Below are 17,810 nucleotides of genomic sequence, written 5' to 3' on the forward strand. Positions count from 1 at the left end.
AATTTATAATGAATTATTATAAAAAAATATACTAAATCGAATACATATCAATCTTTTCATTGAGCTCCACAATATAATCGCTTGGAATGGTTAATAAATCAGAGTGTGCGGCTTCTCTGGCTTTTTTTCTGATATCGAAAGCAAGTTTACGATTCATCCCTTTTTTTTGTGCTTCGGCAATTTTCTTTAATGTTTTTACTTCGCCACCATTTAAAATGTTTAATGCAATAGAGCCTTGCTGATAATAGTCTGCTATAGATTTTAATTGTGAAAAATCGAATTTATTTTTGTCGTGAGCTTTTCTGATTCTTTTGTATTCGGCTTTCCAAATCTTTAACAACAAGGCAAAGAATTTTTCATCATAAAGTTTAGCAGCTTTCAATTTAGGTAAATTAAATTGTTGTAACAAATACTTCAAAAATCTAATTTCATAACGTAAAACATTTTTATTCTCGTAGTATTCAGGAATAGGCAAACCCTTTGCTTTGTAGTCAGCAACCTTATTATAAAAAACCAATTGTTTTAAAATATTTCTTGATGTTTTGCTATTGTTATAATATAAACCATTGCTCTGCTCCAACCTTTGATAATATTGCAAATAACCGAGACGATTCATATAAAACGATAAATCGTAGAGCATAATGAAATTTGTTGCAAAATCAATTCTGTTTACATCTGCTTTGTGCATTGGCAAATGAAGGAAATCACTTATTTTTTCAATTACAAGTTTTGTTTCTTCTCTCGTTAATGTTTCAAAGTTGTTTCCATGATAGTATTTACAAAGACTGCTATCCTTGATTTTAATATAGTTTTCAGATACTATAACTTTTAAATTATCTGCATATCCTGACCATGAAGCTCTATCATTATCTTTATAATAACTCATATTTACTTTCTTTAATAAGGGTGTAACATGCTCAATCAAATTAATATTCCCTGCATCAGCCCTGTTTATAATCATTTCAACAGTATCGTACATGAATACAGGTGTTACTAAATCGGTAACATTTTTACCCTTAATATAGACTGATAGAAGTTTACCAATTTTTACTTTTTAATAGCCTTGTTGTAATGCTTTGATAGATGCTCTTCGATGTCGGAAGCTTTAAAATATACTTTGCCTCCAATCTGACTAAAGCCGATAATGCCAGTATCACGGTAGTTTTGAAGTGTTCTTTTAGATATTTTTAAAAGCATGGCGGCATCAGAGGTATCAAGCCAGACTTCGGATAAAGGATTTTGCTTGTTAGCTTTATCAATTCTTTTACTGATTTCAGAAATGTTATTGATAATTTCCTGAAATGCTTCTGAGGTAATTGTTATTACTTCCATTTTTTTAAATTTTAGATATTACAAAAAATTGAATTTTTGTTTTCTGCGCGAAAAAACGATACAAAGAAAATAATGGAAATGCCAGTAAAAACAGGCTATATGAAGCAGCAGAGTGGAATGTAGAGTGTAGAGTATTAGTAAAAACAATAATAACAACAGGCATAAAAAATGACTGTGTTAAATAAATTTAAGGAAAGTTTAGTATAGAGTAGAGTATTATTTAAGGTGAGCAACCGCCTTGTCTAAAACAGTTGCTCTTGCAGGTGTTTTCTGGCTTCTGAATTTTTTCCAATCAAATGGATTTCCATTACTATCAATAAAAAGTTTAGCAGTAACTTTCCAAATATTAGATTTTAAATCCTCGAATAAACCCGGAAAACTGTGTAGGACTTTGACGAAATAAACAAGCTCGGAAATGTTGCCTGTCCAAACGACTTGAGAATCAGGCAAAGTATTGTTAAAGATTTTGCGAAAGTCTTTTAATTCGGTATTATCAGCAACAAATTTATTTTTCTTCAATGCTCCTAACATATCTGTGATATGTGTGAGATGACTGGTATATTTTATATATGAAAAGGAATTAGGAATTGATTTTTTTGCAGCTTGTTTTGCTGATTTAACTGTTGATTCAGGTTTTTCTTTTTTGAGCATAATATCAAGAATTGATGGACGCTCTTCTTCTTCGGGAATCAAATTATGGTTGTCGAGAAAGTCTAATAAAGTATCAGCAATTTTAAAGCAATCATTCATTACCTTGATGAAAATTTCATTTTCAGAATCAATATTATCATCAAATTCACCTTTATCGAAAGCATAGTTAAGACCATTAAGAACATCCCAATATTTAGATAACGTAGAAATATTGGCTTCTGTGAAGTTATCAGGCTTTACAACAATTTTCAAAAGTTTATTAAACAAATCATGAAGGTTATCGTTCTTTATAACATCAATTTTGTTATTCATGAATAATTCTACATTATAAATAATATCGTTAATGCGACAGAATAAATCCTGAATATCGGTATCATCAATTTCATTTAAACAATCTTCGATATGAGCTTGCTGTGAATGCAGTGTTACGCTTGATTTCAGAATGGTTTGCTCTATATCTAAATTGTCGGAATCCATGCACTGAGACTGGAAAATGGAAAAAAGAATTTCTTTGTTTTGGTAATTGTCGAAATAATCATAATAGCCCAATTCCTTTATTTTAGAGGCAAGGGACGATAGTTCGGATTGTAGTAGTGTGTCAAGTTCTTCAAGCGATTTGCTTTTTTTATGTTTGTTTAAATTGAATTTATAAAGATACGTTTTAATGTCAAGCTCTGCTGCTTTCAGGGCATTATCGAAAAGTGAATGAAGGTAAGAAATAGCATCCAAATGCATGGAAAAATAATTGATTAAAATAATGTGTAAAAATATATAAAATAAATGAAGATTTTTCTCTGATTTTCCTTTATTTTATTTACCTTTGCAGCGAAGCAAAAAAGTTCTTTAAGAAGAAAACAAAAGAAACAAAATAGGTTGCAAATTCGGTTGCAAAATTAAGATTAAAAATTGAAACACTGAATTATCAACGCTTGGAGAGGGAAGTTTACAGAGCCTCTCTCTCCGCAAAATCAATAAAAACAGCTCCGTCAGGAGCTTTTTTTATTTTCGGAAAAAGCATAAAATTTATTTTAATGCTTTTGAAGAAAATAAAAAAATAATACGAACGAAGTGAGTATGTTTTTATTGATTTTAGCCTCCCCTTTCGGGATCATGAGCGCAGCGAATAATCCCGTGTAATGTTTCTCGTTTTCCGCCATAGCGGAGTTTGTTGTTTGTCGTTCAATATCAAATTATATTTAATGCTTTTTCCTAAAATAAAAAATAATGCAAACGTAGTGAGCATGTTTTTATTGATTTTAGCTCCCCCTGCCGGGATCATGAGCAAAGCGAATAATCCCGTGTAATGTTTCTTGTTTGTTGTTTTCCGCCACAGCGGAGTTTGTTGTCCAATATCAAATTATATTTATCCGATTGAAGAAAATAAAAAATAATACGAACGAAGTGAGTATGTTTTTATTGATTTTAGCCTCCCCTTTCGGGATCATGAGCGCAGCGAATAATCCCGTGTAATGTTTCTCGTTTTCCGCCATAGCGGAGTTTGTTGTTTGTCGTTCAATATCAAATTATATTTAATGCTTTTTCCTAAAATAAAAAATAATGCAAACGTAGTGAGCATGTTTTTATTGATTTTAGCTCCCCCTGCCGGGATCATGAGCGCAGCGAATAATCCCGTGTAACGTTTGTTGTTTGTCGTTAATTGTTTGAGGTTTTCCACAGTGACTGATTTGGCGTTTTTCTGTTATTCCTGATTTTATTTCTTTCATTCTACATTTAATATTTTATAACTTTGATTTATGATTAATGAAATCGTAGCAAAATCAATTCTCCGCAAACAAAAATGTGTCGACAGTTGGTTTATCTCATCATGTGGCATGAACCTGTATCGCGGATGTACACACAATTGCTCATACTGCGACGGACGCGCAGAAAAATATAATATAACAAATGAATTCGGACATAATGTTGATGTAAAAATAAATGCAATAGAATTACTTGATAAAGAATTAAACCCTACAAATAAAAGAGTCCCCTTACGAAAAGGTTTTGTTCTTTTAGGTGGCGGCGTTTGCGATGCATATCAGCCTATTGAAAAAAAATATTTTCTCTCGGGAAAGACACTTGAGTTGATTGAAAAATACAAATACCCTGTTCATATTTTAACCAAATCAACATTGGTATTAAGGGATTTGGAAATCATTTCAAAAATCAACAAACAATCAAAAGCAATTATTAGTTTCAGTTTTTCAAGTTGCAATGACATTGTCAGTAAAATTTTTGAACCCGGAGTTCCTTCGCCATCTGAAAGATTAGATGCAATAAAAAAAATTAAAGAACAGGGAATAAACTGCGGAATGTTCCTGATGCCCGTCATTCCGTACATTACCGATACTGATGAATTTTTAGAAGAAAGTATAAGTAAAGCAAGAAATGCAGGTATCGATTTCATAATTTTCGGTGGAATGACTTTAAAAGAAGGAAAACAAAAACAACATTTCATTAATACATTATCTGAATTCAAACCTTCATTAATAAAGACATATCAAGAAATATATCCGCCTTCAAAATGGGGAAATGCAAACAATGAGTATTACTGCGGTATTAACAAGAAATTTTTCTCACTTGTAAAAAAATATCATATACCTGTTAGAATTCCTTTTCATGTATATTCCGGCTTATTGGGAATGAATGATAAAATCATAGTGATGCTCGAACATTTAAATTACATCCAGCAACTAAAAGGTGAAGATTCATTTTTTGGTCTTGCCGCAAGATCAATATCAGAACTTAAAACACCTGTTTCTGAAATAAAAAATAATCTTACATCATTAAAAGGTATTGGAAATTTAACAGAGAAAATTATCTGTGAAATTATTGAAACCGGACACAGTAAATATTTCCATGATAAAATGAATATATAAATATCATCCCATTTAAAAAAATAAAATTAAATTTGCAGATAATTCGGAGAGATGGCAGAGTGGTCGAATGCGGCGGTCTCGAAAACCGTTGTTCACCGTAAGGCGAACCGGGGGTTCGAATCCCCCTCTCTCCGCAAATCAATAAAAACAGCTCCGTCAGGAGCTTTTTTTATTTTCGGAAAAAGCATAAAATTTATTTTAATGCTTTTGAAGAAAATAAAAAAATAATACGAACGAAGTGAGTATGTTTTTATTGATTTTAGCCTCCCCTTTCGGGATCATGAGCGCAGCGAATAATCCCGTGTAATGTTTCTCGTTTTCCGCCATAGCGGAGTTTGTTGTTTGTCGTTCAATATCAAATTATATTTAATGCTTTTGAAGAAAATAAAAAAATAATACGAACGAAGTGAGTATGTTTTTATTGATTTTAGCCTCCCCTTTCGGGATCATGAGCGCAGCGAATAATCCCGTGTAATGTTTCTCGTTTTCCGCCATAGCGGAGTTTGTTGTTTGTCGTTCAATATCAAATTATATTTAATGCTTTTGAAGAAAATAAAAAAACAATACGAACGAAGTGAGTATGTTTTTATTGATTTTATACCAATTGTATCCTAAACGATTAAAATAAGAAATGATGTAAAACAGCTGATAATAAAGGGGCGTATGATATTCCATTATTGAAAGGAAGCGTTGTTGTCGCCGACCGATCTTATAACGACTTCTCACTATTAAATATTGGGGACAGCAAGGATGGTTATTTTGTGATTAGGCACATAGAAAATATTCAATACACTGTTATTAAAGAAAACGAATTGCCTGAGAACAGACACTAACATATTCTTATAGATGAAATCATCAAACTCAAAAATACTTCATCAAAAAATAAATATCCAAAAAGACTAAGAAGAGTGGTTGTTTGGGATGATGTAAATAAACAAACTATCGAAATTATTACGAATTAAATGACTTGGACTGCAAACACTATTGGCGAAATTTACAAAAATCGTTGGCAGGTGGAAATATTCTTCAGAGAAATAAAACAACTGCTACACATTAAATCGTTTATTGACACAAGCGAAAATGTAGTAATGATAAAATCCGGACTGCTCTAATAACGATTCTTATATTAAAAGCAATTGCTAAATTCAAATGGCATCTTTCAAACTTGGTTTGGTTTATACGATTAAATTTGTTCGTTAAAATTAACTTACAACTATGGCTAGTTAAGCCATTTGAGAATACAGAAACATTTGAATTAAAAATTTATCAGTGGGGTCTTTTTTGAAAAAAAACAGGAATATGATTGGTAATATTCAATAGAATCAATGACTTTGTTCTTGTTAAAAAAAACGTTTTGGACACTATTGTTTTTAAATTATTAATCATTTCATTTATAACCCTTATTACACTTCAATCCTCACCATTTTTCCGGAGTATTATCATCATATTAAAAATAAGGGTTATTACCTACACGCTAAGGGTAATTACTTATAAGTATAGGGTTTTTAAAATTTAAATTGTTTTTATATTATACTTTTTTTAAATAAATTCAATCTATTAATACTTATTGTTTAACTATTGATTTTATAATTTCTTAGAATACATATATAATATTTTAAATAATTGAATATGTTTTTTTAAAAGTTAAAGTTTGATTTACTTTTAAAGTTAATTACATTTATAAAATAACTTTATTAGGCTAATACAGACAAAAGAAATGAATGATTAATAAAATTATTATTTAACTATATTTTAGAATTTTAAAATAAAATATTAATGGCACGAATAAAAATTGACTCCATTATCGATTACCTCGATACCGATTTAAGAAAGGCTTTAGAGGAAACTATCAAGCAGCATTTTTCGGATGAAAATTTTGATAACAGGGAACTGTTCCGCACATTTAAAAGAAATGTTTCAAAAAAATGCAGTTCCTGGGAAGAAGTCCCCGATCATTTTATTGATAGCAACCTGAATTAAAATCAGGACTATCCATTTATACAGAATCTTAGCAGATTTGGAAAACAAACTGTGCTTAGATTCTGTTATGCTGATTTATCCCGACTTGTCACGAATAGGAAATTTTTGCAACCGAACTTGTGATCTCATGAATACCTTTAAAATAAAATAAGTTATGAATATACTGAATCTTGACGAATTTGCAAAGTCAAATTCGTCAAGATTCAGTATAGTTACGAGTTTTCAATTATTGCAATTTCGTCTTCCGTTAGTTCGTACAGCTTATACACCATGCGGTCTATCTCGCTTTCAAGTGCAGTGGTATCTGTAGACGAATCTGATTTTTTTAATGAAATAATTTGAGAAATTAATTCTTTAAATGGTTTTTCTTGTTCTTCGGAAATTTGTTTTACAGGAATTGGTTCAAAAAATACTTTTCGTAACTCACGTGTACCACCTAATAATTCTGGAAAATTATCTTTAAAACAATATTTGAATAATTTTGAATTTAAAAAAGCTCCTAACCAATAAATCCTTTCAGCAATTATATGAAAAGATTTATCATTATGAAAATAATGTTCATCAATATCTATTACAAAAGGCATATACTTTGTCATATTAGGATATATTATCTTGGGCAAATAAAATTCCTTCCAATAAGCAATGTTATCCTGAGTTTCAAACCAATTATTATTTGTTTTTTTTCTTGAGCCTGTCTCACCAGATTGTTCTAATTTTCGGCCGAAAGATTTTAACCAAAAATTTATTGTGGGATATTCTTCAATTCTCAATTTTAAACTTGGAAATGTTGCAATCAGCCATAAATTTTGATATTCAGGAAAATATTTTTGAATATCTCTACCTCTTAATAAAGGAACAATAATCTTTTCGCTTGTTTTATCCGCAATTGTTAAATCCGATTTTTTATTATCATCAATTATAAAAGCTTCATTACAACCTGTCTTTACTCCATAATTAATTGTAATATCCCAATCTTTCAAAGGGATGCCTTGAGATTCAACTTTTCTTTTAATCTTTAAAACTACTTCATTCTCAAAAGCCCATGTATTTTGATTCAACTCGTTTTGCGAAAAATATTTTTTTATACCTGAAATATAATTTTCAAATTCATTTATTCTAAATTCTTCCTTAATAATATTTGCATATACGAATTGGTTCTGTTCCTTTATATTTTTAATATAGCCTAGAATAGCCGCATCAACAGTAGCTTCATCAAAAACTGGCAACCCACTAAAATCAATAAAATGCGTCAATTTTGTTTCTCCGACAAGAAATTTCCTTATTTCTTTACCATAATTAGCACGAGTAAACTTATTCGAAATAATAAATTGAAATATGCCATTTGATTTAAGAATTTTATAACCTTGCTCAACAAAATAAGTAAGAATATCAGCAATAGAATTATAAACAACAAAATTATCTTTTAGATATGTTTTGATTTCAGAAAATGCTTCTTGTCTTATATAAGGTGGATTTCCAATTACCACATCAAAACCAACAAAGTCACCATCATCATTTAATACTTCAGGGAATTCAAAGCGCCACTCAAAAGCATTTTCATAGATTTTATTGCTTTTAATTTGTTCAATTATATCTTCCAGTTTTTTTATTTCGGCAGTAAGTGTTTTTATTTTTTTATTCCATTCGGTTTTTTCCGCTTTGCTTCTTTCGAACATTGTAGTTTGCGTAGTAAGTGCAACCAGTTCGCCTTTAATTTTATTCAGTTTCAGGAAACGCTTGTCGTTACTGGCAACTTCGCTTTCAAAATCGTTTTTGATTTTTTCAATTAGTTTTACCAAATCGTGTTTCTCTTCTTTGCTCTTAGCATTACGATACGACATTACCGCGAGGCGGTAACTGTCAATGCTCCATTTACTTTTTTTCAAAGCTTTCTTAATATCCGAGTCGAGCTCGTAACGGCTTATGAGCGAGTTTCCGCATTTAATATTGATATCGATATTCGGAAGCGTTTCCAGTTCTTTAAAATCGGGCGCTTTGTAATAAGCATTTTTAAGCAACTCAATCCACAATCGCAAACTACAAATTTTTACAGAGTTGGGATTGATGTCAACACCAAACAAACAGTTTTCGATTATGGTTTGCTTTTCAAGAAATAATGTTTCCTGCACCCTGCGGCTTTCATCGTTGTTAGGGTTATACACAAATGCTTTCCCGTCTTCATCGGTAATTGCCAGTTCATCATTTACTACTTCAACTGCATAATCTTTTAATGATTTTCCATTACTGTCGTATAAAATTTTCAATTCACTTTTAACCGCAATAATTTCGTTCAACGCTGAAACCAGGAAATGCCCAGAACCTACAGCCGGGTCGCAAATTTTTAAACTGTTTATAATTTTATTAGCTTCCTGCTTATCGGTAATTTTATTATGAAGTTCTGTTAAATCATTACACTCCCACGATTTTTCATCTCTGAACTTTTGCAAAATAGCGCGACGTATTGTTTCGCGGCACATATACATGGTAATAAACCCGGGTGTAAAAAACGAACCATCTTTATAACCGTTTATTTTTTCAAATATCAATCCCAATACAGAAGCATTGATAAGCGTTTTATTTTCTTCCTGTATTTCTTCAGAACCTTCGCTGCTGAAATCGTAAGCATTCAGAAATTCAAAAATATATTCAAGGGCATTCAGTTCGCCGCTTCTTCTTTTGCCGTTGTGGTCTTTTAACACCGTGTTTGATAAAATCGGAATTTTATTTTCGGAGCGAAGGCTGCTGATAAATATTGCCTGGTGTTCAATTTCAGTTGGTTCAAATAAAGAACTGTTCAGGTACGGCACATTGGGAAAATGCTTATTGATTTCGTCATTGCGTTCATTGTATTTGCGCGCAAGAACCTGGAAGAACAATGTGTTCAGCTCATCAAAATCTTTAATTTTTTCAATATTCAGGAATTGAAAATTCTTATCTCCCTTGTGATATGTTACTAACTGGGCTTCGAGCAATTTCAAAAACAATATCCTGTTAATCCATGTAATCACAAGCTCGAGAGCGACATTATATAATCTTATATCTTTGGTGTCGCCATATTGAGATGGATTATTTAATCGTGAAATTTTATCAAGAGTATCAATTTGCATGATGGCGCTTTCAATAAAAGTACCACTGTAACGGTTCTTATCTTTACGACCGATCAGTTTTTTACTTCCGTCTTTTGTTTCCTCAAGCCCTATAATGTGAAGTAATTCCGAATAAAAAGTTTTATCCAGGCTATTGCTGTCGTTCAGGAAAGGAAGCTTTAATAAATGTTGCGGCGATAATAATTTAAAAAGGGAAATCAGTTTATTATCATCGTTTTTATCATTATTTCGTAACGGAGCATTATATTCACGAATATTAAAATATGTAAATGAAATTTCTGATTCAAGTTCTTTTACAAAGGGTTCGGCAATTGATTTATAAAAAAATGCTGTGTCTTTACCGGAAAGACGACCTTCTTCAAAATCAGTAAATTTTTGAATTAACCGTTTATTTTGAGCAAATAATTTTTCAAATAAACTGGCATCAAAAATATACCACTCAAAAATATTTGTTGCAACAAGATATTTAATCTCAAGATTTTTTAAAGTAATCCTTTCACGCAGGTAATATAAAATAAGTTCATGAAATGCTTTTACATTAATATTCTCAGGGCTTAGCATTTCGGGCTTATTAGAAGGTTTCTTTGCTTCGATGATTACACCAACGGTTGATTTTGCATCCTTACCATTATGAATAACCAGGTCATTCCTGCCTTTTGTATTAATAAAATGTTCGGGACTGTAATACGTATTCTTTAAAAAGTCGGAAACAAGATTTTTATGATATTCTTCCGATTCATTTTCATTTATTTTATCTAAAACATCTATCAGATTCTTTTTGAATTTTTCAATATCATTCCGTTGCGGTTTGATTTTGAGAAAAGCTTTATTTAATGATTTGCGCGGGTTTTCCTTATTCAGCTTTATCATAAATATATTTATACCTTAATATTATATAATTAATCATTCGATAATTTTTAATGTAAGGACTAAAGTCCTTTATGTTCTTGTTGCCTGAATAACCCCGACCTTAAGGTCGGGGTTAATAACTATCAATAATAACGGGCTTTAGCCCAAAAATAAAAATTACCTAAAATGATACTGCCAAGTTAATAAAAGAATTGAAAGGTAAATAAAATTTTAATTGAATTAATACATTTTTGCTTGTATTAATTCAACAAAAAACCGGCTGTCTCCAGCCGGCTTTTTGCTCTACCCTCTTTTTGTAGTTTTTAATCTGTGGAATAAACTACATCAATCATAACGGTAGTAAAAAAACATATTGTACAGGTTACCAAATTTTTGCTCTTTTATCGGGAGCAAGATATAATGCATCATTTTCTGACACACTAAATGCATTGTAAAAATCAGGAATATTCCTTAATGTTGCATTTACTCTTGCAATAGCAGGTGAATGCACATCTTCTTTCAGGCGACGCATTTGTTCTTTGTCGCGAATATTAGTTCTCCATACTGCGGCATATGAAAGGAAAAATCTTTGTTCTTGGGTAAACCCATCAATTTTTGCAGTATCATTTTTTTCCTGCATAACTTTTTTCAATGCATTCAGAGCAACTGTTACACCACCAACATCAGCAATGTTTTCGCCAATGGTAAGTTTACCATCAACATGCAGTGAATCTAAAATTTTAAATGCATCATACTGTTCAATAAGTACTGAAGTTTGTTTAGTAAATTTAGCAGCATCATCTTTAGTCCACCAATCGGTAAGATTACCTTTTTTATCATATTGTCTTCCCTGGTCATCAAAACCGTGAGTCATTTCATGACCAATAACAGCGCCTATCGCACCATAATTAACAGCAGCATCAGCATCTTTATTAAAGAAAGGTGGTTGTAATATAGCAGCAGGGAATACTATTTCATTCATATTAGGACTATAGTATGCATTCACGGTCTGAGGATTCATATGCCATTCATCACGGTCAACCGGTTTGTTTACTTTACTCATCTGGAATTCAAAATTGAATTTTTCAGCATTTAAAGCATTCATCACATATGAATCTGTAGTAACTTCAAGTTTAGAATAGTCTCTCCACTTATCAGGATAACCAATTTTTACATTCATTGCATCGAGTTTTGCCAATGCTTTTTCTTTTGTTGCAGCGCCCATCCATGTTAATACAGAAATGCGATCGCGTAACGAAAGTTTAAGATTATTTACCAGTTCAAGCATAGAAGTTTTTGCTTCGGGTGGGAAATATTTTTTTACATAAATCTGACCTACTGCTTCGCCTAAAGCTCCATTTGTAGCATTCAGCACACGTTTCCAGCGAGGCTGCATTTTAGTTTTTCCGCTCATCACTTTTGAATAGAAATCGAATGATGCCTGTTCAAAATCAGAACTTAAATAACCTGCTGAACCATTAACCAGGTTCCATCGCAAATAAGTTTTCCAAACATTGATATTCTCATTTTTAATAATTTTTGCTAAGTCAACAAAAAACGATGGTTGTCCAACATTAATATCACCGGGGTTTTTCAAACCGATTGCTGCAAAATATTCATCCCATTTTATTTCAGGACATTTTTTTTGCAAATCGGCAACCGACATTTTATTATATCCTTTTACAGGGTCTCTTAAATCAAGACGTGTCCATGAAGCTTTTGCAATTTTAGTTTCAAGAGATAGAATTGTTGAAGCGTTTTCTTTAGCTGTTTTATCATCATCATTCATGAGTTTGAAAATTTTTGTAACATATTTTTCATACTCACTGCGGATTTCCTTACAGCGTGCATCATCTTCAAGATAATAATCACGATCCGACATTCCTAAACCGCCCTGGTACAATTGGGCAATGACCATTTCACTATTTTTTTCATCCTGTCCTGCATAAACATAAAATAATGGACCCAGCCCTATTTCATGAAGATGTGCAACTTCTTTAGTCAGCTCATCTTTTGTTTTTATTGCATCGATCTTAGCAAACTCATCATTAAGTGGAGCAATTCCATCTTTATTAATTTTTGCGGAATCCATACCGCTTGCATAAAAGTTTCCTATCTTTTTCTCGTTGCTGTTTTTCTCAGCATTTTTATTTTTAGAAGCATCTTCTAAAATTGATTTTAAATCATTGTAATTTTTTTCCTGCAATACCTCGAATGCACCATAACGGCTGTATTCTTCAGGTATCGGATTTTTCTTAAGCCATCCGCCATTGGCATACTTAAAGAAATCAGCTCCCGGTTTAATTGTCTGATCTAAATTTGTTAAATCAATAGCCGGAACTTTTTCTTTATCATCTTTCTTCTTGTTACGCTTTGAACATCCTGTCATAATTGAGAATGATAAAATTAATAATGCAATTAATTTAATTGTTGATTTGCTTTTCATATAATTTGATTTTATTATTCATTACAAAAATAGGAAAAGGAATCCGTTTATTAATAGATTTTTCCTGAAAGTATACGTACCAGCTATTGCAGAATACAAACAGGCAGATTATTTAAACAAAAACAAATCGAATTTACTGAATTATAATTTCACTTTTAATTGTATGATGCTTAAAGATTAATTCAATATATAAAATTATTGAGCTTTGATAGGAATATAAAGAATTACATTCATTTTTGTTTTTGTTCCATCAATAATTCCGGGAGCATATTTTATTTCTTTCAATATACGTAAAACTTCCGCATCGATGAAAGAATCAACTCCCTTTAAAATATTAATATCGGCTAGGGTACTATCGGGCATAACATCAAAGCTTACCATTACTTCTCCGCTTAATTTATTATCAATAGCCTCGTCGGAAAACTTAATATTTTTATAAAAAAAAGTTATGAATTCTGCATCACCTTTTGGATAATATGGCTCCTGATCGGTTTTAAAAGTAAAGTTTATATTATCGGAACTTTTTTTCTGTGTGTCGTTTTCCTGGCAATAAATAATTGAATTTGATAAAAGGAAAATCACAAAAAATATTTTTCTCATAATTAATATTTTAAATATGAAAAGTAAAAGTAAAAAAATATAAGCAGCAACAAAAAATTATTAACCGATAAAATACCAGGAATAAAAAAGCCCTTGAATAATCAAGAGCTTTGAAATATTTTCATGATATATTACACACCATCGTATAAAATATTCGACCAAGTATATGAAACAAATGAACCGTCGACAACCCCGAACCAGTCAGCATCAGCAGGGCTGGTTGTATTGCCATCTCCATTAGAATCGCCTCCATGTGCATCATCTTTATAAGATGTGAAATAAACTCCTGAACCATTAAAATTTATAATAGAACTTTCGCCATTCATTAAAAAAATATCAGCATATTCGCCTAATGCTTTAATTACAACATTATCACCCAGCGTAAGTGTTGAATTAACTACAAAATCACCGTTATGTTTTAGAAAATATGCTACTTCGTCTTCACTCCAGGAAATAGGATTATCAATACTGCTGCCACTTACAAAGATAGCACAGTATTTATTTTTTTCTGATGCATTATCGGGATTGTGGAAAGTATTAGAATTTCCTAAATTATATTTTGCAGCTATTGATAACGGAATATTATTATTATAAAAAATATTATCTTCAATTATTGTTGATTCGCCTGATGCTGATGCATTCAAAGCACCACCTTCGTTATAAAGGCCATCATTGTTTCTGAAAATACAATTCTTCACTGTTGCCGATGCTGATGCTGAAATTTCTAAAGCTGAACATTTATTCTTTCCGCTAAACATGAACTCACAATATTGAAAAACAGAACCACTTATCCCGTTCAGGTTAATTGTTCCCCAATCACCTACTGCCGGCGATGTTGCATTTTCATCATAATTGTTATCTCCGCCATGAACATCATCTTTATATGAAGTAAAAACTATTTTACTGTCAGAAGTACCATTGGCAATTATTTTCCCCGAACCACCAAGCATTAAGCCAGATCCTAAGGCAGGATGGAATTTGATAACAACACCAGGCTGAATGGTGAGTTCATTATTAACAAATAAATCAGCTTTCTTAATTACATATATTTTACCTGTTTCCCATGTTGTAGCATCATCAATATTTGCGGTAACATCAACAATTTTGGGATCAACATTTGAATCATGCTTACATGAAATAAAACTAAAAATTACCAAAGCTATTACAGATATAAAAGTTTTCGTTTTTCTCATAATAAATTATGTTATTTTGTATACAAATATATGAAATGTTTTTTAATTTTTTTAACAAGCATCGATTAGAATTGCAATTTTAACACTTCAATTATTATTACCCATTTTCAAAAAATTATTAAAAAGGAAATAAATATTTTTACCACGAATGCACTAACATTTAAATCTCATATCATTTTCACATCATACATCATTTATACTTCGACTGAATGAGTTTGCGAAAATTCCGAAACTTATTCGCTCAGTATTACTGAATCTAAACATCTTTGCTTTTTGCAAATTTGTAAAGATTCAGTGTACTTTTAAGCAATATTTTTTATATTTGATAAAAAAGAATTTTATGGAAGAAAAAAAATATTACTTCTTAGATGATGGAATACAAATTGGTCCATTGACTTTTACTGAATTGAAATTATCAGGAATAAAACAAGATACTTTGGTTTGGTACAATGGTTTGTCAAATTGGTTAAAAGCAAATGAACTTGATGAAATAAAGTCAATGTTCTCTTCAACGCCACCACCGCCACCAACAACAAATGTAAGTACCGGAAAACAAAATTCAAAGTCAGAGCCACATGCTTCAACTCCCGGGTTGCAAAACAATAAAAGAGATGCAAGCGTTTCGGTGAGAGTGTGGAAAAGCAGTAACCGCAAATCATTACCAGCATTTTGCATGTTTATGTTTGTATTTTTCACTTTTATGGGAATAGCTTTAATTGCTGCATCAAACCCACAAGAGAACACAACTGGACTTGGAATAGTAATTACATTTATCGGAATTATTTTTCTTCCATTGTACTTTTGGGCAATGTCGTCAGGAAAAGAAATTTACCAGATAGGAGTTAATCATTCTGAAAATATTCTTTGGGTCAATCGCCCGAGTGAAAGAAAAATCCATAAAGAAAACTGGGGAAATAAAATTAAAAGTTTTCACATTGAAAAAAGTTCGTCAAGCAGATTTGTAACAGCTGGTAACATTGGCGGAGTTCCGAAAAGAGTTGTAACTAAAAAATGGGAATTAAAAGTTTCGCTTGAAGGAAAAGATTATTTGTGGCCTGTGCCCGGTTCGGTATTCTATGCTAAGAAAGAAGCAGATGAATTGATAGGAAAAATAAATATGCTTTTGTAAAAAAAATTAAATAACTGATGTTACGCAAAATTATAATTTGTATCGAAACAACATTATGTTATTATATGTCCCTTTAGGGACAACAGCTTGGTAAAAAAAAGCACAACACACTTCTTATTGTACCTTAGGTACTACACTTTCAAGACCATATAGCTTACAAACAAGTTCAGTTAATTGGGTTGTGCCTATCTGCCTCGTCGGCCGGCTTCGCAGCGAGGCGAGCAAGGTGGGTGGCATATACTCTTAAAATCCTTATTAATTATAGTTTTTTTAAAATTTTTTTGAATCCTGCGAAACATCAGTTATACCGATTGTATATATGTAATAGTCCAATAAATTGTACTATAACATCTATGTCATCGGCATAACCATTGTAAAATTTAAAATATCCTTTGGACTATTTTAAATTAACAATTGGTAATAAATAAAAAATGCCTTTGAAATTTCAAAGGCATTTTTTATTTATTAAGTTCTATTAATGGTTGTCGTAACTTATATTCGACCATGTTTCATATAATGAAGAAACATTATTGTAAATACCTTCCCAGTCTGCTGTTGCAGGTGATGTTGCAGAAGCATCGGCATTTGTATCGCCCTTCTTAGTATCATCTTTATATGAAGTAAAATATACACCGGAACCATTGTAGTTAACTATAGGATTCGCGCCATTATTCAAAACAATAACCGAAGAAGGTTTGAATTTCAACACAACATTATCGCCAAGCGTAAGCGCTGCTTCAATCCAAAAATCATTATCATCAATTACATAAGGAACTTCATCTTCAAGCCATGAGATTGGAGTTTCAATTTCATTAATACTCTCAACAAAAATTGCATTATAAGTATTGGTTTGCGAAATATCAGCCGGATTATGAAAAGTATTGGTACTGTCGAGTCCATACAATGTGCTTACTGATAAAGGAACAACATTATCATAAAAAACATTATGCTGAATTACAGTTGCAGCTCCGGAATTAGTACCATTCAATACACCCTCATAATAATAAGAACCATCATTATGAGCAAAAGTACAATGAGTAACTGTTGCGCTTGAACCAGCTGAAAGTTCCAGAGCAGCATATTGATTAATTCCGCTATACATAAAAGTACAATACGTAAAAATAGATCCATTAAGTCCATTAAGATTAATTGTTCCCCAATCGGCTTTTGCAGGAGTTGTAGCTGTTCCATCGCCATTGGTATCGCCACCATTGGTATCATCTTTATATGAAGTAAAAATAATTGGGCTTGCTGAAGTACCATTAGCGATAATAGTTCCTGTATTTCCAAGCGTAAGATTTGGTCCTGATGTTGGATGAAATTTTATTATCACACCCGGTTGAATGGTAAGTGTATTATTTACATAAAAATCCCATTTTTTTATAACATAAATTTTCCCGGTTACCCATGTTGTAACAGCATCAATATTTGCAGTAATTTCAACAACATTCGATGCTGTTGGGGTTGTATTGTTATCATCATCATCGTCGCCATTATTACAAGATGTAACAGGAATAAAAGCAATAAGCATTGCTAATAAATAAATTTTTGTTTTTTTCATATCTCCTATATTTGATTTATACAAAAATATCATTGGTGGACGAGATAAAATAGGCAAGCATACCTGAATGAACCGATATACTT

General features: G+C 31.5%; 12 protein-coding genes and 1 tRNA gene. 4 read left to right on the forward strand and 9 right to left on the reverse strand.

The window, feature by feature from the left end:
- Positions 1 to 31: 31 nt before the first annotated feature.
- The 4 genes from PKK00_06270 to PKK00_06285 all read right to left on the reverse strand — a co-directional run bounded on the left by PKK00_06270 (position 32) and on the right by PKK00_06285 (position 3,658).
- On the reverse strand, positions 32 to 979 hold the full coding sequence (locus PKK00_06270) for a hypothetical protein (protein HNW97998.1): 948 nt from the start codon (positions 977 to 979) through the stop codon (positions 32 to 34).
- Between the two features lie 68 nt (positions 980 to 1,047).
- Complete coding sequence (locus PKK00_06275) at positions 1,048 to 1,332, reverse strand: helix-turn-helix domain-containing protein (protein HNW97999.1); 285 nt, start codon at positions 1,330 to 1,332, stop codon at positions 1,048 to 1,050.
- Positions 1,333 to 1,548: 216 nt separating this feature from the next.
- Positions 1,549 to 2,718, reverse strand: coding sequence for a hypothetical protein (locus tag PKK00_06280; protein ID HNW98000.1), 1,170 nt, complete (start codon positions 2,716 to 2,718; stop codon positions 1,549 to 1,551).
- Between the two features lie 706 nt (positions 2,719 to 3,424).
- Positions 3,425 to 3,658 (reverse strand): hypothetical protein, encoded by a 234-nt coding sequence (locus tag PKK00_06285; GenBank protein HNW98001.1) that lies wholly within the window; start codon positions 3,656 to 3,658, stop codon positions 3,425 to 3,427.
- Between the two features lie 79 nt (positions 3,659 to 3,737).
- Between PKK00_06285 and PKK00_06290 the strand changes: the two genes are divergently transcribed.
- The 3 genes from PKK00_06290 to PKK00_06300 all read left to right on the forward strand — a co-directional run bounded on the left by PKK00_06290 (position 3,738) and on the right by PKK00_06300 (position 6,842).
- Positions 3,738 to 4,862, forward strand: a complete 1,125-nt coding sequence (locus tag PKK00_06290; GenBank protein ID HNW98002.1) for a radical SAM protein — start codon at positions 3,738 to 3,740, stop codon at positions 4,860 to 4,862.
- Between the two features lie 45 nt (positions 4,863 to 4,907).
- Positions 4,908 to 4,996 (forward strand) — tRNA-Ser (locus PKK00_06295).
- Between the two features lie 1,642 nt (positions 4,997 to 6,638).
- Positions 6,639 to 6,842, forward strand: a complete 204-nt coding sequence (locus PKK00_06300; protein HNW98003.1) for a hypothetical protein — start codon at positions 6,639 to 6,641, stop codon at positions 6,840 to 6,842.
- Positions 6,843 to 7,054: 212 nt separating this feature from the next.
- On the opposite strand, the gene PKK00_06305 is transcribed toward PKK00_06300, so the two are convergent.
- From PKK00_06305 to PKK00_06320, 4 genes are all read right to left on the reverse strand, one after another.
- On the reverse strand, positions 7,055 to 10,819 hold the full coding sequence (locus PKK00_06305) for an Eco57I restriction-modification methylase domain-containing protein (protein ID HNW98004.1): 3,765 nt from the start codon (positions 10,817 to 10,819) through the stop codon (positions 7,055 to 7,057).
- A gap of 361 nt (positions 10,820 to 11,180) precedes the next feature.
- Positions 11,181 to 13,244 carry a M13 family metallopeptidase gene (locus PKK00_06310; protein HNW98005.1) on the reverse strand — a complete coding sequence of 688 codons (2,064 nt, stop codon included), beginning with the start codon at positions 13,242 to 13,244 and terminating at the stop codon, positions 11,181 to 11,183.
- 195 nt (positions 13,245 to 13,439) lie between these two features.
- On the reverse strand, positions 13,440 to 13,844 hold the full coding sequence (locus PKK00_06315) for an energy transducer TonB (protein HNW98006.1): 405 nt from the start codon (positions 13,842 to 13,844) through the stop codon (positions 13,440 to 13,442).
- Between the two features lie 131 nt (positions 13,845 to 13,975).
- Positions 13,976 to 15,037, reverse strand: a complete 1,062-nt coding sequence (locus tag PKK00_06320) for a hypothetical protein (GenBank protein HNW98007.1) — start codon at positions 15,035 to 15,037, stop codon at positions 13,976 to 13,978.
- A gap of 340 nt (positions 15,038 to 15,377) precedes the next feature.
- On the opposite strand from PKK00_06320, the gene PKK00_06325 reads away from it, so the two are divergent.
- Positions 15,378 to 16,166: a DUF4339 domain-containing protein gene (locus PKK00_06325; GenBank protein ID HNW98008.1), complete on the forward strand. Its 789-nt coding sequence runs from the start codon at positions 15,378 to 15,380 to the stop codon at positions 16,164 to 16,166.
- 475 nt (positions 16,167 to 16,641) lie between these two features.
- Here the strand turns inward: PKK00_06325 and PKK00_06330 are convergent.
- Positions 16,642 to 17,810 (reverse strand): hypothetical protein (locus tag PKK00_06330; GenBank protein HNW98009.1); only part of this gene is annotated, 1,169 nt, incomplete at its 5' end.

It is taken from the genome of Bacteroidales bacterium, from assembly GCA_035353855.1.
Classification (GTDB): domain Bacteria; phylum Bacteroidota; class Bacteroidia; order Bacteroidales; family CG2-30-32-10; genus DAOQAK01.